Source organism: Pseudomonas campi, from assembly GCF_013200955.2.
Lineage (GTDB): Bacteria > Pseudomonadota > Gammaproteobacteria > Pseudomonadales > Pseudomonadaceae > Aquipseudomonas > Aquipseudomonas campi.
In genome coordinates this window covers 207,970-225,361 of the sequence record NZ_CP053697.2, presented here as the reverse complement: position 1 = coordinate 225,361, position 17,392 = coordinate 207,970, and the positions used below count along the sequence as shown (strand labels likewise).

Below are 17,392 nucleotides of genomic sequence, written 5' to 3'. Positions count from 1 at the left end.
GGGAGCACCCGCCGGAGGGTGTCGCTGTTGTTGCTTACTTGCCGGACTTGATGGTGGTCCAGCTACGAGTCATGGTGCGTTGTACCTTGGCCGGCAGATCCGGGAAGGTGTAGATCTTGGCCATGGTCGCGGCATCTGGGTAGATGCCTGGGTCGTTGCGGATCGCCTCGTCAACCAGCGGGGTGGCCGCCGCGTTACCGTTGGGGAACTGCACGAAGTTGGTGATCTCGGCCATGATTTCCGGCTTCATCAGGAAGTTCAGGAAGGCATGGGCGCCCTCGACGTTCTTCGCGTCAGCCGGTACGGCCAGCATGTCGAAGAAGCTGCCAGCACCTTCTTTCGGGATGCTGTAGAGGATGTTCACGCCGTTCTTGGCTTCTTCGGCGCGCGACTTGGACTGGTAGAGGTCACCGGAGTAGCCGATGGCTACGCAGATGTTGCCGTTGGCCAGGTCGCCGATGTACTTGGAGCTGTGGAAGTAGCCGGTGGAGGAACGCACCGAGAGGAACAGTTCTTCGGCTTTCTTCAGCTCGCCCGCATCGGTGCTATCCGGCTTGAAGCCCAGGTAGTTGAGGGCGGCCGGGAGAATTTCGGTCGGCGAATCGAGGAAGGACACGCCACAGCCTTTGAGTTTTTCCATGTTCTCCGGCTTGAACACCAGGTCCCAGGAATCCACCGGCGGGTTGTCACCCAGGGCCGCCTTGACCTTCTCGACGTTGTAGCCGATACCGATGGTGCCCCACATGTAGGGAATCGAGTACTGGTTGCCCGGATCGCTCGGATCCAGTGCGGTCAGCAGGTTGGTATCGAGGTTTTTCCAGTTGGGCAGCTTGGACTTGTCCAGCTTCTGGAACACGCCCGCCTTGATCTGTTTGGCCAGGAACGGGTTGGACGGTACGACGATGTCGTAACCGGAGCTGCCAGCCAGCAGCTTGGCTTCCAGCACTTCGTTACTGTCGAACACGTCGTAAACGACCTTGATGCCGGTTTCCTTGGTGAACTTGTCCAGGGTTTCCGGGGCGATGTAGTCCGACCAGTTGTAAACGTGCAATACCTTGTCATCAGCCTGCGCCATGCCGGCCACGGCGCCTGCCAGGGTCATGGCAAGCAAAGTTTTACCGAAGGTCTTGATCATGCGGGTTAGCTCCATTGTCGTTTGAAGTATCCGGGGCTGCGTCACCTTAGCGACGCACCCTCCGGTGAGCCTGGCCTACGCACCATGCAGTCTGGCAAGGTCTGGCGTGTCGCTCAAGCCTCAGACCAATACTGCACGTGCGGTGAGATCGAGGCACTTGCGTGCTTTTTCGATCAGCTCATCGATCTCACTTTTGCTGATTACCAATGGTGGCGCGATGATCATGGTGTCGCCAACGGCGCGCATGATCAGTCCGTTCTCGAAGCAATGGGTGCGACAGATCATGCCGACACCGGTCTCGCTCGGGAAACGTTCACGGGTCTGCTTGTTCTTCGCCAACTCGATGGCGCCGAGCATGCCCACACCGCGGACTTCGCCCACCAGCGGATGATCCGCCAGTTCACGCAGACGCTTTTGCAAGTATGGTGCCGTTTCTGCCTTTACCTGTTCGATGATCTTTTCTTCACGCAGGATGCGGATGTTTTCCAGGCCGACGGCCGCTGCTACCGGGTGCCCGGAATAGGTGAAGCCGTGGTTGAAGTCACCACCTGCGTTGATCACCTGGAACACCTTGTCGCCGACGATCAGGCCGCCCATGGGCACGTAGCCGCTGGTGAGACCCTTGGCGATGGTCATCAGGTCCGGCTTGTTACCGTAGAAATCGCTACCGAACCACTCGCCGGTACGACCGAAACCGCAGATCACTTCGTCGGCGACAAACAGAATGTCGTACTTGGCGAGGATCTCGCGGATGCGCGGCCAGTAGCTGTCCGGCGGAATGATCACACCGCCCGCGCCCTGGATCGGCTCGGCCAGGAAGGCGGCGACATTGTCTTCGCCGACTTCGAGAATTTTCTTTTCCAGCTGATCGGCGGCCCAAATACCGAACTCGTCCGGGCTCATGTCGCCACCCTCGCCAAACCAGTACGGCTGCGGGATGTGCACGATGCCGGGGATCGGCAGGTCGCCCTGCTCATGCATGTACTTCATGCCGCCCAGGCTGGCGCCGGCCACGGTGGAGCCGTGGTAGCCGTTGTGGCGACTGATGATGACTTTCTTGTTCGGCTGACCCTTGCACGCCCAGTAGTGGCGAACCATGCGCAGCATGGTGTCGTTGCCTTCGGAGCCGGAGCCGGTGAAGAACACATGGTTCATGCCTTGCGGCGCAATCTCGGCGATCGCCTTGGCCAGTTCCAGCACCGGTGGGTGCGCAGTCATAAAGAAGGTGTTGTAGAACGGCAGCTCACGCATCTGCTTGGCTGCCGCCTCGACCAGCTCTTCGCGGCCGTAACCGACGGCGACACACCAGAGACCGGCCATGCCGTCGAGAATCTTGTTGCCTTCGCTGTCCCAGAGATAGACACCGTCGGCCTTGGTCACAATGCGCGGACCCTTTTCGTGCAGCTGCTGGTAGTCGCTGAACGGCGCGAGGTGGTGCTCACGGCTCATGGCCTGCCACTCACGGGTTTTCGGGTTGTTCGCTTGGTTCGTCATCATTCACCTCGGGATTGCGCAATCGGCAGGGTGCCGGCGGCTGGGCCGCCGGCACCCGCCCCGATCAGACGGAGAGCAGCAGGAACTCGCGTTCCCAGGAGCTGATCACCCGTTTAAAGTTTTCATGCTCGGCACGTTTCACTGCGACATAGCCGCGGACGAATTTCGCACCCAGGTATTTCTCGGCGTCCTTGCAGGCTTCCATGCGCTCCAGGGCGCTTTCGATGGTCACCGGCAGGGCCAGGTTGCGGCGCTCGTAGCCACGGCCTTTGACCGGCGCGCTCGGGTTGATGCCTTCGACCATGCCGATATAGCCACACAGCAAGGACGCAGCCAGCACCAGATACGGGTTGGCGTCGGCACCGGCCAAGCGGTTTTCCACGCGGCGGTTCTGCGGCCCGGCTTCCGGTACGCGCAGGCCCACGGTGCGGTTCTCTTCACCCCACTCGACGTTCACCGGCGCCGAGGTATCCGGCAGGAAACGGCGGAACGAGTTGACGTTCGGCGCGAACAGCGGCAGCACTTCGGGAATGTATTTCTGCAGGCCACCGATGTGGTGCAGGAACAGTTCACTCATGGTCCCGTCTTCGTTGGAGAACAGGTTCTTACCGGTATTCACGTCCACCACACTCTGGTGGATGTGCATGGCGCTGCCCGGCTGGTCGGTGATCGGCTTGGCCATAAAGGTCGCCGCCACGTCATGCTTCAGCGCGGCTTCGCGCATGGTGCGCTTGAACACGGTGATCTGGTCGGCCAGGTGCAGGGCATCGCCGTGACGGAAGTTGATTTCCATCTGCGCCGGGCCGTCTTCGTGGATCAGCGTGTCGAGGTCCAGGGTCTGCAGCTCGCACCAGTCGTAGACGTCTTCGAACAACGGATCGAATTCGTTGGCCGCGTCGATGGAGAACGACTGGCGACCGACTTCCGGACGCCCGGAGCGGCCCATCGGCGCCACCAGCGGGAAGTCCGGGTCGCTGTTGCGCTTGGTCAGGTAGAACTCCATCTCCGGCGCGACGATCGGCTTCCAGCCCTTGGCTGCGTACAGCTTGAGGATGTTCTTGAGGATGTTGCGCGGCGACAGCTCAATCGGGTTGCCCTGCTTGTCGAAGGTGTCGTGGATCACCATCGCAGTGGGCTCGATGGCCCAAGGCACCAGGAATACGGCGTTCTCGTCGGGACGACAGAACATGTCGATGTCCGCCTCGTCGAGGAGCTCGTAATAGATGTCGTCCTCGACGTAGTCGCCGGTAACGGTCTGCAGCAGCACACTCTCGGGGAGGCGCATGCCCTTCTCGTCGAGGAACTTGTTGGTCGGCGAAATCTTACCGCGGGCAATGCCGGTAAGGTCGCTGATCATGCATTCAACTTCGGTGATTTTGCGTTCTTTCAGCCAGCTGGTGAGCTGGTCGAGCTTGCTAGTCATAAAGACCTCAGGATTGTAGAGCGGCTTCTGCGGACCGGTTAAAGCCTAGTGAAACCTCCCAGTTTCACCTGCCGGTTGCCTCACCTACTCAGCGTTGCCCCGCCCTCTTCCTGCAAGCCTCACCAAAGGCCTGGAAGATGGCGAGATAATTCGGGTTGGATCGTACCTGCCACTCCGGGTGGAACTGCACCCCGAGCGCAAAGCTTGGCGCACCTTCGACGGAGAAGGCTTCGATCAACCCGTCAGGCGCCAGTGCTTCTACGCGAAGGCCCGGCGCCAGACGCTGAACGCCCTGGCCATGAATGGAATTGACTTGAATCTCGTCCGGCAAGCCGAGGCCGGCGAGGAGACCACCTGGCTGCACCTGCAGCGGGTGGCGTGCAGCGTATTGCACCTCAACCGGCTGCTCGGCCGGCTCGCGGTGATCCATCATCCCGGCAACCTCGTGCACTTTCTGGTGCAGGGTGCCGCCAAAGGCCACGTTCATTTCCTGGAAGCCGCGGCAAATGCCGAGCACCGGGATACCGGCCGCCACTGCATCACGAATCAATGGCAGGGTGGTCTGGTCGCGATAGGGATCATGGGGCGTGCCGGGCTCACTGGCCGGGCCGCTATAGTGATGCGGTTCGACGTTCGACGGCGAGCCGGTAAACAGCAGGCCATCTAGACTGGCTAGCAGGGTGGGCTGATCAATCAGTTCACCGAGCGATGGAATCACCAGCGGCAAACCGCCAGCGCCGACAGCGACTGCGCGAACATATTTGTCGCCAACGATGTGGTTGAGGTGCAGGCCTACCTGCTTGGTGCAGGCGGTTACGCCGATTAACGGCAGGCGTGACATGGGACACCTGTTTTATTGCTGTTATTAGATTGAGGCCGAGATTAGCCTTGTTCGATTTTTTACACAATAGGGCTGTAAAAAATTGAACACAGGCCACTGAGCACCGCGTCAGGCACGGCTGAAAATGACCTTAGATTGCCCTGAAACGCCCCAAAACTGGCCATAGAGCCCCATTTCAGGGCAGAATGGTCAACTATTGACAGCACAGGGTGTTTAAGATTGACTCACACCTGTGCGAACGCATGATTGAAATTTTTAACAAAAAAGGTGTTGCATCATGTCGGTACCCCCGCGTGCCGTTCAGCTCAACGAAGCGAACGCGTTCCTTAAGGAACATCCTGAGGTCCTGTTCGTCGACCTTCTTATTGCAGACATGAACGGCGTGGTGCGCGGCAAGCGCATCGACCGCAACAGCCTGCATAAAGTGTACGAAAAGGGCATCAACCTGCCCGCTTCTCTATTTGCCCTCGATATCAACGGTTCCACTGTCGAAAGCTCCGGCCTTGGCCTGGACATCGGCGACGCCGACCGCATCTGTTTCCCGATTCCCAATACCCTGTGCAAAGAGCCCTGGCAGAAGCGCCCCACCGCGCAGTTGCTGATGACCATGCACGAGCTCGATGGTCGCCCGTTCTTCGCCGACCCGCGCGAAGTGCTGCGCCAGGTGGTGGCCAAGTTCGACGAGATGAACCTGACCATCTGCGCCGCCTTCGAGCTGGAGTTCTACCTGATCGACCAGGAGAACGTGAACGGCCGCCCGCAGCCACCGCGCTCGCCGCTGTCCGGTAAACGCCCGATTTCTACCCAGGTGTACCTGATCGATGACCTCGACGAGTACGTCGACTGCCTGCAGGACATGCTGGAAGCGGCCAAGGAACAAGACATCCCGGCCGACGCCATCGTCAAGGAAAGCGCCCCGGCGCAGTTCGAAGTCAACCTGCATCACACCAACGATGCGATCAAGGCCTGCGACTACGCCCTGCTGCTCAAGCGCCTGGTCAAGAACATCGCCTATGACCATGAGATGGACACCACCTTCATGGCCAAGCCCTACCCGGGCCAGGCAGGTAACGGTCTGCATGTGCACATCTCGCTGCTCGACAAGACCACCGGCAAGAACATCTTCACCACCGACGACCCGCTGCAAAGCGACCTGCTGCGTCACGCCATCGGCGGCATCCTCGAGACCATGCCAGCCTCGATGGCGTTCCTCTGCCCCAACGTCAACTCGTACCGCCGCTTCGGCGCACAGTTCTATGTGCCCAACGCGCCGAGCTGGGGTATCGACAACCGTACCGTGGCCGTGCGCGTTCCCAACGGCAGCCCGGACTCGGTGCGCATCGAACACCGCGTCGCCGGTGCCGATGCCAACCCGTATCTGATGATGGCGTCGATCCTCGCCGGCATTCACCACGGCCTGACCAACAAGGTCGAGCCGGGCGAGCCGATCGAGGGCAACTCCTACGAGCAACTGGAACAGAGCCTGCCGAACAACCTGCGCGATGCCCTGCGCGAGCTGGACGACAGTGCCGTGCTGAACCAGTACATCAGTCCGGATTACATCGACATCTTCGTCGCCTGTAAGGAAGCCGAGCTGGAAGAGTTCGAGACCACCATCTCCGACCTCGAATACAACTGGTACCTGCACACCGTATAAGCACCACCCCCGACGCCGGCTCTAGCCGGCGTCGTTTTATCCGCTGCCCGTGTTGCCCCGATTACGCCACTCCCCGTACGTGGTCTGGCGAAGCTTTGCCTGCTGCATTGCCCACATCACCAAGGAGGTCGTCATGTTTCGCGCTCTTGCTCCGCTGCTGCTGGTGTTATCTCCCGGACTGGCGGTCGCCGCCGACAGCATCCGGGTCTACAACTGGAACGACTACATCGCACCCCAGGTGCTGAGCGACTTCACTAAGGAAACCGGGATCGAAGTCGAGTACCACACCTTCAGCACCGACGAAGAGCTCGACCAGATTCTGGCCAGCGATACCGCCATCGATATCGCCGTGCCCTCCCACGACGAGCTGCCGGAGCTGATCCGCGCTGGCAAGCTGCAACCCCTGGACCTCGCTCGCCTGGGCAACCGCAAGCACCTCGACAAGCAGCTGCTCAACAAGCTGGCCGCCGTCGACCCCAACAACCGCTATGCCGTGCCCTACCTGTGGGGCGCCGTCGGCCTGGCCATCAACACCCCGCAGGCCACCGCCGCGCTGGGCGGCACGCTGCCGCACAGCTGGAGCCTGCTGTTCGATCCGGCCCAGAGCAGCAAGCTGGCCGCTTGCGGTGTCAGCATGCTGGATGCGCCGGACGAAGTGCTCTACGGCCTGATGAACTATCAGGGGCGCAGCCTCAGCAACAGCTCGCCGGGGCGCATCCGCAAGGCCGGCGCGATTCTCGACGGCCTGCGCCCGAACCTGCGCTACGTCGACAGCGAGCGCTATATCGACGACCTCAACCAGGGCAAGCTGTGCGTCGCCCTGGCCTGGGTCGGCGACGCCCTGGCCGCGGCCGATGCCGGCCAACCCGTGCAGTTCGTGGTGCCGGAAGAAGGCTCCTCGCTGTTCATCGACAACCTGGTAATCCCCAGCAGCGCCCGCCGCGCCGACCTCGCGCACAAGTTCATCGACTACCTGATGCAACCGCAGGTGGCGGCGAAGATCACCGAGGAAACCCTCTACCCGAGCGCCAACGCCGATGCCCGCGAGTTCCTCGACCCAGCCCTGCGCGACCAGCCCGGCCTGTATCCGGACCGCGACACCAAGCGCCGCCTGTTCGCCCTGGTGCCGCTGCCGGACAAGCTGAAAAGCACCCGCGACGAGGTCTGGACGCGTTTCCGCGATGGCCCCTCGGCAGCCGCACCGCTGTAATCCGACCCGCAGCCGGGGCCCTGTCGCCCCGGCCGCCCCACCTGCGACTTGCCTCCCCTGTCCGTCTGGCGTCCAATAGCGCCTCCCCAGGACAGGAGTCCGGCATGACCCGCACCGCCAGCCCCCGCAAACCCCGCGCCAGCAGCCAGGCGCGCATCGCCCTGATCCTCGACGCCGCGCGCGCGCTGCTCAGCGAGCAGGGCTTCAACGGCCTGTCGATCTACAGCGTGGCGGAGCGCGCGGAGATTCCGCCGTCCTCCGTCTACCACTTCTTCGCCAGCGTGCCGGCGCTGCTCGAGGCACTCACCGCCGACATCCACGCCGCCTTCCGCGACTGCCTGCTGCAACCAGTGGCGCATGCCGAGCTGCATGACTGGCGCGACCTGTCGCGCATCGTCGAACAGCGCATGCTGGCCATCTACGCCCGCGACAGTGCCGCGCGCCAGCTGATCCTGGCCCAGCACGGCCTGGCCGAAGTAGTCCAGGCCGACCGCCAGCACGACCTGGAACTGGGTCGCCTGATGCAGGCCCTGTTCGAGCGGCATTTCCCCCTGCCACATCTGCCGGAAGATATCGATGTGTTTGCCCTGGCCATGGAACTGGGCGACCGCGTCTACGCCCGCTCGGTGCAACTGCATGGCGTGATCACCCCGCGCCTGGCCGAGGAAGGCATGCGCGTATTCGATGCCTACCTCAGCCTCTACCTGCCGCCCGCCCTGCCCAAGCGCCGCCTGCCACTGAGCTGAAGCGCCACCGCCCGCACCTCCACCATTCGCCGCCGAGCCCGCAGCCCAATGCCTCGGCCTGGTTTTGCTCGGTCTTAAATCCGGATTTAATTCGATATAAATCGGTTAAATGCGTTCTTAAAAGCTAAAAACAGCTTCCTAAGCCGATTTTTATCGGATATAAAATGGCCATCCGCTGCCTGATGGCGATGCACCGCCACGGCACAGTCACAGGTCGCTGCGCTTGCAGACGACCTTTTCCAGCACTCCTACGAGGTGTTTCATGTCGCGTATCGTTACCGTCGCCGCCACCCAGATGGCCTGTTCCTGGGACACCGCCGCGAATCTCGCCAATGCGGAAAAACTGGTCCGCCAGGCTGCCGCCGAAGGCGCGCAGATCATCCTGATCCAGGAGCTGTTCGAGACCCCGTATTTCTGTCAGAAGCCCAACCCGGACTACCTGCAGCTGGCCACCCCGGCCGAGGAAAACCCGGCCATCCGGCACTTCCAGCAAGTCGCCAAAGAGCTGCAGGTGGTGCTGCCGATCAGCTTCTTCGAGCGGGCCGGGCGCGCCCGTTTCAACAGCATCGCGATCATCGATGCCGACGGCAGCAACCTCGGTATTTATCGGAAAAGCCACATCCCCGATGGCCCCGGCTACCATGAGAAGTACTACTTCAACCCGGGCGACACCGGTTTCAAGGTATGGAAAACCCGCTACGCCAAGATCGGCGTGGGCATCTGCTGGGACCAGTGGTTCCCCGAGTGCGCGCGCAGCATGGCCCTGCTCGGCGCGGAAATCCTGTTCTACCCGACCGCCATCGGCAGCGAGCCGCATGACCCGAGCATCAGCTCGCGCGATCACTGGCAGCGCGTGCAACAAGGTCACGCTGGCGCCAACCTGATGCCGCTGGTAGCGTCCAACCGGATCGGCCGCGAAGACCAGGACGGTTACCACATCAACTTCTACGGCTCCTCCTTCATCGCCGACCAGTTCGGCAAGAAAGTCGAGGAGCTGGGCGAGACGGAGGAAGGCATCTTGGTGCACCGTTTCGATCTGGACCAGCTGGAACATATCCGCAGCGCCTGGGGCAGCTTCCGCGACCGTCGCCCGAACCTGTACGGCCCGTTGAAAACCCTCGACGGCGCGCTGGAGTCCTGAGGCATAGCCTCTTCGCCAGGCCCGTAGCCCGGATGCAATCCGGGAGGCCCCCGAACCAAGACCCCCGGATTGCATCCGGGCTACAGGAGCAAGACATGACCACTCTCACCAGCACCCCACGCGCCGATGGCTTCTACATGCCCGCCGAGTGGGCACCGCAGAGCCAGGCCTGGATGGTCTGGCCCGAGCGCCCGGACAACTGGCGCCTCGGCGGCAAGCCGGCGCAGACTGCCTTCACTGCGGTGGCCAAGGCCATCGCCGAATTCGAACCGGTGACCGTCTGCGTCTCCGCCGGCCAATACGAGAACGCCCGTGCGCGCCTCGACCACGGCAATATCCGCCTGGTGGAAATCAGCACCGATGACGCCTGGGTGCGCGACACCGGGCCGACCTTCGTGATCAACGACCAGGGCGGCGTGCGCGGCGTGGACTGGGGCTTCAACGCCTGGGGCGGCTTCGACGGCGGCCTCTACGCCCCCTGGCAGCGCGATGACCAGGTGGCCAGCAAGATTCTCGAGATCGAGCGCTGCGCGCGCTACCGCACCGAAGGCTTCGTGCTGGAAGGCGGCTCGATCCATGTAGACGGCGAAGGCACCCTGATCACCACCGAGCAATGCCTGCTCAACCGCAACCGCAATCCGCACCTGAGCCGCGAGCAGATCGAGGACATGCTGCGCACGCACCTGGCCATCGACACGGTAGTCTGGCTACCGGACGGCCTGTTCAATGACGAGACCGATGGCCACGTCGACAATTTCTGCTGCTACGTGCGCCCCGGCGAAGTGCTGCTGGCCTGGACCGACGACGTCAACGACCCCAACTACCCGCGCTGCCAGGCCGCCATGCGCGTGCTGGAAAACGCCCGCGACGCCAAGGGCCGCGCGTTCGTCGTGCACAAGATGCCGATTCCCGGCCCGCTGTACGCCACCGAGGAAGAATGCGCCGGCGTCGACCTGGTCGCCGGCACCCAGGAGCGCAGCCCCGCGGTGCGCCTGGCCGGCTCCTACGTCAACTTCCTGATCGTCAACGGCGGCATCATCACGCCGAGCTTCGATGACCCCAAGGACGAGGAAGCACGCGCCATCCTGCAGCGCCTGTTCCCCGAGCACCGCGTGGTGATGGTGCCGGGCCGCGAGATACTCCTCGGCGGCGGCAATATCCACTGCATCACCCAGCAGCAGCCGGCTGGCTGACTATCCCCAGAGCTGCGTCCGCAACACGATGTCTCCCCTCTCCCACTTGTGGGAGAGGGGCCGGGGGAGAGGGCCACCGCCGCATGCAGGGCAAAAACATCGACTTGATCTAGGCTTGCCGGTTCAACAACCGAGCAAGGATGCTCAAGATGCAACGCTGGATCGCGTTATCCCTCTATTGCCTCGCCTGCCCGCTGCTCGCCGCTCCCTGCCCCGACTGGTCCGCCAGCCGTGCCGGTGCCGAGCTGAAAACTCTGCAGCAACAGCTCAAAAACTGGGACCAGGCCTACCACCAACAGGGCCACTCGCCGGTCAGCGACGAACTCTATGACCAGGCCCGCGAGCGCCTGCAGGACTGGCAGCAGTGCTTCCCGCAGCAGGCACCGAGCGACCTGCGCGCCGACCTCGGCCCACCCGGCAGCCAACCCCATCCCATCGCCCACACCGGCCTGCACAAGCTGCGCGACGAAGCGGCCGTGCAGCAGTGGCTGCAGGGCCGCAGCGAGCTGTGGATCCAGCCCAAGGTGGATGGCGTGGCGGTGACCCTGCATTACCGCGACGGCCGCCTGCTGCGGGCGATCAGCCGGGGCGACGGACAACGCGGCCAGGACTGGACGAGCCAGGCCCGGCTGATCGACGCCATCCCGCAACAGCTGCCACGCAACGACGAACTGATCCTGCAGGGCGAGCTGTACTGGCGCCTGCCCGGCCATGTGCAGGCTCAAGGGGGCACCGGCACCGCGCGCAACCAGGTGGCCGGAGCGATGAGTCGCCACCAGCTGGACGCCGCCACCGCCGCGCAGATCGGTCTGTTCGTCTGGGACTGGGCCAACGGCCCGAGCAGCATGGGCGAACGCCTGCAGGGTCTGCGCGCCCTCGGCTTCAGCGACAGCGCCGAGCTGACCCTGGCCATCACGAATCTGCAGCAGGCCAGTCACTGGCGCGCGCACTGGTACCGCAGCCCGCTGCCGTTCGCCAGTGACGGCGTGGTGCTGCGCCAGGGCCGGCGCCCACCCGGCAACAGCTGGGCCGCCGAACCGCCGCAGTGGGCGGCCGCCTGGAAATACCCGCCCAACCAGGCCCTGGCCCAGGTGCGCGACGTGCACTTCCAGATCGGCCGCAGCGGGCGCATTACCCCGGTGCTGCAACTGCAGCCGATACGCCTGGAGCAACGCAACATCCAGCGGGTCAGCCTCGGTTCGCTGCAGCGCTGGCAGGCGCTGGATATTCGCCCCGGCGACCAGGTGGCGATCACCCTCGCCGGCCTGACCATTCCGCGCCTGGACGGCGTGGTCTGGCGCAGCGCCGAACGGCCGGCACTGCGCGCGCCCGATCCTACCGCCTACCACGCCCTGAGTTGCTGGCAGCCGAGCAGCGCTTGCGCCAGCCAGTTCAGCGCCCGCCTGAACTGGCTGAGCGGCAAACAAGGGCTGCAGCTAGCGGGTGTCGGTCCGGGAACCTGGGCCAAGCTGCAGCAGGCGGGAAAGCTGCCCGACCTGCTCGCCTGGCTCGATCTCACAGAAGCCGAACTGGCCCAAACGCCGGGCTTCGGCGCACGCAGCGCGGACCAGCTGCAGCAGAGTTTCGCCAGCGCCCGGCAACGCCCCTTCGCCCAGTGGCTCAAGGCCCTCGGCCTGCCCGCCAGCGGCGCGGCGCCGCTGGGCACTGACTGGGACACGCTGGCCGCGCGCGATGCCCAGGCCTGGGACGCGTTCAACGGTATTGGCCCGCAGCGGGCGGCACAGCTGGTGGCGTTCTTCCAGCACCCGGACGTGCAGGCTCTGCGCCAGCGCCTACGCGCGGCTGGGGTGAAGGGGTTCTAAGAGCCTGTTCACGATCTTTTGAGCAGCAGCACAAGGAAGGCCAAGTGGATGAGCTGCAAGCTGGTATTGAGTTTGCGCTCGCAGTTCTTCCACAACCGACGACACTTCTCCAGCCAGGCGAAGGATCGTTCCACCACCCAGCGTTGTGGCATCACCGCAAAGGTATGCAGTTCGCTACGTTTAGCGATCTGCACTGTCGCGCCCAGCAAGCCTTCCACAGCCTGGGCAAACGGCTTGCCTGTATAGCCACCGTCCGCCAAGACGTTTTGCACGCCTTGTAAGCTTGCTGCCGCGCGCTCAAGCGCCAGCAGCGCCCCCTTGCGATCGGTGACATCTGCAGTCGTTACCGCAACCGCATGAGGCAGACCTTCTGTATCTACGGCGATGTGGCGCTTGATCCCGGAGACCTTCTTGCCTGCGTCATAGCCTTTCTGGTCAGCGCTATCGGTATTTTTCACGCTCTGCGCGTCCACGATCAAGAATGTCGTGCATGCGCTGCGCCCCTGTCTGATACGGGCCGCGCCAACCTGATTTTTTGAGCGCCCGCTCCAAAACGCTAACGCCATCTGGATCGGGCTCACTCCAACGACTGAAGTAGGCGTGTACCGTCCGCCACTTAGGGTAGTCAGTCGGTAGCATCCGCCATTGGCAGCCACTCTTGAGCAGGTACAACGCGGCGCACCAAACCTCATACAGGTCTACTGACCTGGGCTTAGTCTTCTTGCGCACACTCTCTAGCAGCGGCCTTATCTGTTCGAATTGTTCGCGACTCACGTCGCTCGGGTATTGAGTCTTTCGCATCGGGCAATTATCCCGGCGCGAAAAGATCGTGAACAGGCTCTAAGCAAGCAGCCACGCATCCGTAGGGGCGCCACGCGCACCTGGGCTCCGTGCGGCATCTCTGGTGCGCACCCATGTGTCCCGGTTGAATACCGTGCGCACCTACAAGCCCAGACCGGGCATGGTGAACACGCAGCGCACCCTACGACATGCGGATCGCGTGCAGGCCGGCCGCCTGACTCAGCGGTTGTATTCGCCCGCCGCTTCCGGCTGGTATTCCACCGCCAGCAGCGTCAGCTTGAGCAGCTTGCCGCCGGGTGCCGGCCAGTCGATGTGCTGGCCGACCGACAGGCCGAGCAGCGCACAGCCCACCGGCGCGAGGATCGAGACCGTGCCTTCGGCCCCGGCGTCCTGCGGGTAGACCAGGGTCAGGTGGTAATCCTTGCCGCTGCTCTCCTCGCGGCAATGCACCCGCGAGTTCATCGTCACCACCCCGGCCGGCACTTCCGCATGGCCCACCACCTGGGCCCGCGCCAGCTCTGTTTCCAGGGCAGCCGCGGCCGGGCCGAAGTCCTCCAGCGTGTCGAGCAGGCGCTCCAGACGTTGCAGATCGAGACGGGTGATGGTGATGGCTGGGGTGCTGCTCATGGTGGCGTTGATGCTCCTCGAGGCTAGAAATGACAAAACCCCGCCCGAGGGCGGGGTTTTGATCGACAAGTCAGAATTCAACCTAGCACAAGCCAGCCGACAAAAGCGACTGTAGGGTCACCCTCGCAGTGACGGGCGCAAGCGTTGTTGCGCGGCCTGGCAGATTTCCCGGCGCCGCGCGCCATCGGCCTTGCCCCATTCGAGGATCTCGGCCAGGCTGCGACCGCAGCCCAGGCACTCATCGTGATCATCCAGGCAACACTGGCGGCGGCACGGCGAATCAACCGTTTCGGCGCGTGCCGGATCAGCGCTCTGCGAATCAGAGCTCTTCGAATTCGAGCTGCTCACCGGACTGCTCCAGGGTCACCCGCGCCAGCAACTCGCCCAGCGGCTCTTCGCTGGTATCGCAGATCCACAGGCTCTGTTCTTCGTCGTAGTCGAAGTGGAAGCCACCGGAACGCGCCGCCACCCACAGCTGGCGGATCGGTTCCTGGCGGCTGAGGATCAGCTGAGTACCGTTCTCGAAGCGCACGGTCAGCACGCCGGCGGAGTTTTCCAGATCGATGTCCATGTCGCTGTCGTCGAAAATATCTTCCACGGCCTCTTGCACGGCATCGACCAGATCATGGAAACGGGCTTCGCTCAAACTCATTACAACGTCCTCAGGGAAGGGATGCGGGGTCGGCCAGGTTCTGCCGGTAGGCACCGGGGCTCTGCCCGGTCCAGCGGCGGAAGGCGCGGGCCAGGGAACCGGCCTCGCTGAAACCGACGAGGAAGGCGATTTCCGCCAGTTCCAGCGCCGGGTCGCGCAGATAATGCAGTACCAGTTGCTCGCGCGTCTCGTCGAGCAGCTGGCTAAAGGATAACCCGGCCTCGCGCAAACGCCGCTGCAAAGTACGCGGACTGAGTTGCAGGGTCTGCGCCAGCAACTCCAGATCGGCGCCCTGCTCGGGCAATTGCAGGGCCAGTTCGTGGCGCGCCCGGTCGAGCACGCTGTGGCCCTGCTTGAGCTCACCGAGCAGGCGATCGGCGTGTGCATCGAGCAGCTGACGTAATTGTGCATCGGCCTGGCCGAGCGGGGTGCTCAACAAGCGCTTGGGAAATACCAGGGCATTGTCGGCCTGCTCGAACAGCACCGGGCAGCGGAAGATTCGCTGGTACTCGGAGGTATCGGCCGGCGCCGGGTACTGGAAGCGTACCTCGGTGGGCGGCACCGTCAGGCCGCTGATCCAGTGACCGAAGGTCACCCAGCCGGCCAGTGTCTCCTCGGCGTGCAGGCGCTGGTGCTGCGGCAGCGACGGGTGCCAGCTGTGCACCACCTGCGGCTCCAGGCCCGCACGCGGCGGCTCCTCGTCCAGCTCGACGCGGCCGAGGTTGCCGACAAGGCTGGCATAGCGCGCCTGCCGGTGCAGGGCGTCGGAGAGGGTCGCGCAGCTCATGATCAGGTAGCCGAGCACGCCGTAGTAACCGGGGCGAATCGCCTCGCCCAGGTGCAGGCCGAGCTGCTCGTCACCGGTCAGGCGTACGCCTTCGCCGAGCAACTCCAGGTAGGCGCTGGCCGCCACGCGCTGGTCACGCTGGCCGAGCAGGCTCGGGCTCAGCTGCACCTTGGCCAGCAGATGGGCGCTGGCGAAGCCCTGGCGCTCCAGGTAATCCAGCAGGCCTTGCAGGTAGGCGACCGAGACCGAGCTGGCGAGAGGGGCTGGGCTTTCCATCGGGACTCCGTTTTTTATTCGTCATGCTAGCCGCAAACGGGCCCAGGCAGGCAAGCCAAACGCGCCATCGACTGGGGTTTGCAGAGCCCGTCGGGCGTGAATTCCAGCGCATAGGCAAGCTGTCGGGCGGCCGGTATACTCCCGAGCAATCTCGATTTCGCAAAGGAATTCACCATGAAGCGCCTGCTGCTGCCCTTCATCGCGCTCGTCGTCGTTACTGCTGCCCTCGCCGGTTGCGGCCAGAAAGGCCCGCTGTACCACCCGGATGATCAGAAAACCACGCAAGATCGCGACAAAGACGTTTTCCTCTAAGGGGGTTCCATGCAAGCCTTTACCAACCGCGACGGGCAACTGTTCGCGGAGGGCGTGGCCCTGTCCGCCATCGCCGAGCGCTTCGGCACGCCGACCTACGTCTACTCGCGCGCCCACATCGAGGCGCAGTACCGCGCCTATGCCGATGCCCTGGCCGGCATGCCGCATCTGGTCTGTTTCGCCGTCAAGGCCAACTCCAACCTCGGCGTGCTGAACGTCCTGGCGCGCCTCGGCGCCGGCTTCGACATCGTCTCCCGCGGTGAGCTGGAGCGCGTCCTGGCCGCCGGTGGCGAGCCGGGCAAGATCGTCTTCTCCGGCGTCGGCAAGAGTCGCGACGACATGCGCCGCGCCCTCGAAGTGGGTGTGCACTGCTTCAACGTCGAATCGGTGGACGAGCTGGAACGCCTGCAAGTGGTGGCCGCCGAGCTGGGCAAGAGCGCGGCGATCTCGCTGCGGGTCAACCCGGACGTGGATGCCGGCACCCATCCGTATATCTCCACCGGCCTCAAGGAAAACAAGTTCGGCATCGACATCGAGCAGGCACCGGCCGTCTACGCCCGCGCCGCCGCGCTGCCGAACCTGGAAGTGGTCGGGGTCGATTGCCACATCGGTTCGCAGCTGACCAGCCTGCCGCCGTTCCTCGATGCCCTGGAACGCCTGCTGGCGCTGATCGACCTGCTCGCCACGCAAGGCATCCGGATCAAGCATCTGGACCTCGGCGGCGGCCTCGGCGTGCAGTACCGTGACGAGCAGCCACCGCTGGCCGGCGACTATATCGCCGCCGTGCGCGAGCGCATCCAGGGCCGCGACCTGGCCCTGGTATTCGAGCCGGGCCGCTCTATCGTCGCCAACGCCGGCGTGCTGCTGACCCGCGTGGAATATCTCAAGCACACCGAGCACAAGGATTTCGCCATCGTCGATGCGGCGATGAACGACCTGATCCGCCCGGCGCTGTACCAGGCCTGGATGGACGTCACCCCGGTACAGCCGCGTGACGGCGCGACGCGCAACTACGACCTGGTCGGGCCGATCTGCGAGACCGGCGACTTCCTGGCCAAGAACCGCGAACTGGCCCTGGCCGAAGGCGACCTGCTGGCCGTGCGCTCGGCCGGTGCCTATGGTTTCGTCATGAGCTCCAACTACAACACCCGCGGCCGCGCCGCCGAGGTGCTGGTGGACGGTGATCAGGCCTTCGAAGTGCGCCGCCGCGAAACCCTGGCAGAGCTCTACGCCGGCGAAAGCCTGCTGCCTCCGGCCCCCCACGAGTAATTGTC

17 protein-coding genes are annotated in these 17,392 nt (G+C 63.8%); 8 read left to right on the top strand and 9 right to left on the bottom strand.

The features are described from left to right. Window positions 1-34: 34 nt before the first annotated feature. From HNE05_RS01020 to HNE05_RS01005, 4 genes are all read right to left on the bottom strand, one after another. Entirely contained in the window at window positions 35-1,135 is a 1,101-nt protein-coding gene (locus tag HNE05_RS01020; protein ID WP_173211200.1) for an extracellular solute-binding protein, read from the bottom strand. A gap of 120 nt (window positions 1,136-1,255) precedes the next feature. Further along, a complete protein-coding gene (locus HNE05_RS01015) occupies window positions 1,256-2,629 on the bottom strand; it encodes an aspartate aminotransferase family protein (protein WP_173211199.1) in 1,374 nt (457 codons plus the stop codon). 64 nt (window positions 2,630-2,693) lie between these two features. Beyond that, a complete protein-coding gene (locus tag HNE05_RS01010) occupies window positions 2,694-4,052 on the bottom strand; it encodes a glutamine synthetase family protein (protein WP_173211198.1) in 1,359 nt (452 codons plus the stop codon). An 88-nt stretch (window positions 4,053-4,140) separates the two neighbouring features. Next, a complete protein-coding gene (locus HNE05_RS01005; RefSeq protein WP_173211197.1) occupies window positions 4,141-4,893 on the bottom strand; it encodes a gamma-glutamyl-gamma-aminobutyrate hydrolase family protein in 753 nt (250 codons plus the stop codon). A 277-nt stretch (window positions 4,894-5,170) separates the two neighbouring features. On the opposite strand from HNE05_RS01005, the gene HNE05_RS01000 reads away from it, so the two are divergent. From HNE05_RS01000 to ligB, 6 genes are all read left to right on the top strand, one after another. Beyond that, on the top strand, window positions 5,171-6,550 hold the full coding sequence (locus tag HNE05_RS01000) for a glutamine synthetase family protein (RefSeq protein ID WP_173211196.1): 1,380 nt from the start codon (window positions 5,171-5,173) through the stop codon (window positions 6,548-6,550). Window positions 6,551-6,683: 133 nt separating this feature from the next. Beyond that, entirely contained in the window at window positions 6,684-7,760 is a 1,077-nt protein-coding gene (locus tag HNE05_RS00995) for an extracellular solute-binding protein (RefSeq protein WP_173211194.1), read from the top strand. A 104-nt stretch (window positions 7,761-7,864) separates the two neighbouring features. Next, window positions 7,865-8,506, top strand: coding sequence for a TetR/AcrR family transcriptional regulator (locus HNE05_RS00990; RefSeq protein ID WP_173211192.1), 642 nt, complete (start codon window positions 7,865-7,867; stop codon window positions 8,504-8,506). 262 nt (window positions 8,507-8,768) lie between these two features. Continuing rightward, a complete protein-coding gene (aguB, locus tag HNE05_RS00985; protein ID WP_173211190.1) occupies window positions 8,769-9,647 on the top strand; it encodes an N-carbamoylputrescine amidase in 879 nt (292 codons plus the stop codon). Between the two features lie 95 nt (window positions 9,648-9,742). Further along, on the top strand, window positions 9,743-10,840 hold the full coding sequence (gene aguA / locus HNE05_RS00980) for an agmatine deiminase (protein WP_173211188.1): 1,098 nt from the start codon (window positions 9,743-9,745) through the stop codon (window positions 10,838-10,840). A gap of 149 nt (window positions 10,841-10,989) precedes the next feature. Next, window positions 10,990-12,663: an NAD-dependent DNA ligase LigB gene (ligB, locus tag HNE05_RS00975; RefSeq protein WP_173211186.1), complete on the top strand. Its 1,674-nt coding sequence runs from the start codon at window positions 10,990-10,992 to the stop codon at window positions 12,661-12,663. Window positions 12,664-12,671: 8 nt separating this feature from the next. Here ligB and HNE05_RS00970 read toward each other — a convergent pair. The 5 genes from HNE05_RS00970 to HNE05_RS00950 all read right to left on the bottom strand — a co-directional run bounded on the left by HNE05_RS00970 (window position 12,672) and on the right by HNE05_RS00950 (window position 15,806). Continuing rightward, window positions 12,672-13,464, bottom strand: a protein-coding gene (locus HNE05_RS00970) for an IS5 family transposase (RefSeq protein WP_173203186.1) whose coding sequence is annotated in 2 segments (ribosomal slippage) — window positions 12,672-13,194 and window positions 13,193-13,464 — 795 coding nt in all. Because the reading frame shifts where the segments join, the coding sequence is not laid out codon by codon here. Between the two features lie 219 nt (window positions 13,465-13,683). Continuing rightward, window positions 13,684-14,091 carry a nucleoside diphosphate kinase regulator gene (gene rnk / locus HNE05_RS00965; protein ID WP_173211183.1) on the bottom strand — a complete coding sequence of 136 codons (408 nt, stop codon included), beginning with the start codon at window positions 14,089-14,091 and terminating at the stop codon, window positions 13,684-13,686. Window positions 14,092-14,208: 117 nt separating this feature from the next. Continuing rightward, window positions 14,209-14,346 (bottom strand): DUF1289 domain-containing protein, encoded by a 138-nt coding sequence (locus HNE05_RS20645; protein ID WP_420827018.1) that lies wholly within the window; start codon window positions 14,344-14,346, stop codon window positions 14,209-14,211. A 64-nt stretch (window positions 14,347-14,410) separates the two neighbouring features. Beyond that, a complete protein-coding gene (gene cyaY, locus HNE05_RS00955; protein WP_173211179.1) occupies window positions 14,411-14,743 on the bottom strand; it encodes an iron donor protein CyaY in 333 nt (110 codons plus the stop codon). Between the two features lie 10 nt (window positions 14,744-14,753). After that, the gene (locus HNE05_RS00950; RefSeq protein ID WP_173211177.1) at window positions 14,754-15,806 is read right to left on the bottom strand and encodes an AraC family transcriptional regulator; all 1,053 of its coding nucleotides are present in this window, start codon (window positions 15,804-15,806) and stop codon (window positions 14,754-14,756) included. A gap of 174 nt (window positions 15,807-15,980) precedes the next feature. On the opposite strand from HNE05_RS00950, the gene lptM reads away from it, so the two are divergent. Continuing rightward, complete coding sequence (gene lptM, locus HNE05_RS00945; protein WP_173211174.1) at window positions 15,981-16,118, top strand: LPS translocon maturation chaperone LptM; 138 nt, start codon at window positions 15,981-15,983, stop codon at window positions 16,116-16,118. Between the two features lie 9 nt (window positions 16,119-16,127). Further along, window positions 16,128-17,387 (top strand): diaminopimelate decarboxylase, encoded by a 1,260-nt coding sequence (gene lysA, locus HNE05_RS00940; RefSeq protein ID WP_173211172.1) that lies wholly within the window; start codon window positions 16,128-16,130, stop codon window positions 17,385-17,387. The last annotated feature ends 5 nt before the right edge of the window (window positions 17,388-17,392 follow it).

Bases quoted from the DNA above. Each gene is read 5' to 3' on its own strand.
- HNE05_RS01020 (WP_173211200.1), bottom strand. From the start codon at position 1,135: ATGATCAAGACCTTCGGTAAAACTTTGCTTGCCATGACCCTGGCAGGC.
- HNE05_RS01015 (WP_173211199.1), bottom strand. From the start codon at position 2,629: ATGACGAACCAAGCGAACAACCCGAAAACCCGTGAGTGGCAGGCCATG.
- HNE05_RS01010 (WP_173211198.1), bottom strand. From the start codon at position 4,052: ATGACTAGCAAGCTCGACCAGCTCACCAGCTGGCTGAAAGAACGCAAA.
- HNE05_RS01005 (WP_173211197.1), bottom strand. From the start codon at position 4,893: ATGTCACGCCTGCCGTTAATCGGCGTAACCGCCTGCACCAAGCAGGTA.
- HNE05_RS01000 (WP_173211196.1), top strand. From the start codon at position 5,171: ATGTCGGTACCCCCGCGTGCCGTTCAGCTCAACGAAGCGAACGCGTTC.
- HNE05_RS00995 (WP_173211194.1), top strand. From the start codon at position 6,684: ATGTTTCGCGCTCTTGCTCCGCTGCTGCTGGTGTTATCTCCCGGACTG.
- HNE05_RS00990 (WP_173211192.1), top strand. From the start codon at position 7,865: ATGACCCGCACCGCCAGCCCCCGCAAACCCCGCGCCAGCAGCCAGGCG.
- aguB (WP_173211190.1), top strand. From the start codon at position 8,769: ATGTCGCGTATCGTTACCGTCGCCGCCACCCAGATGGCCTGTTCCTGG.
- aguA (WP_173211188.1), top strand. From the start codon at position 9,743: ATGACCACTCTCACCAGCACCCCACGCGCCGATGGCTTCTACATGCCC.
- ligB (WP_173211186.1), top strand. From the start codon at position 10,990: ATGCAACGCTGGATCGCGTTATCCCTCTATTGCCTCGCCTGCCCGCTG.
- rnk (WP_173211183.1), bottom strand. From the start codon at position 14,091: ATGAGCAGCACCCCAGCCATCACCATCACCCGTCTCGATCTGCAACGT.
- cyaY (WP_173211179.1), bottom strand. From the start codon at position 14,743: ATGAGTTTGAGCGAAGCCCGTTTCCATGATCTGGTCGATGCCGTGCAA.
- HNE05_RS00950 (WP_173211177.1), bottom strand. From the start codon at position 15,806: ATGGAAAGCCCAGCCCCTCTCGCCAGCTCGGTCTCGGTCGCCTACCTG.
- lptM (WP_173211174.1), top strand. From the start codon at position 15,981: ATGAAGCGCCTGCTGCTGCCCTTCATCGCGCTCGTCGTCGTTACTGCT.
- lysA (WP_173211172.1), top strand. From the start codon at position 16,128: ATGCAAGCCTTTACCAACCGCGACGGGCAACTGTTCGCGGAGGGCGTG.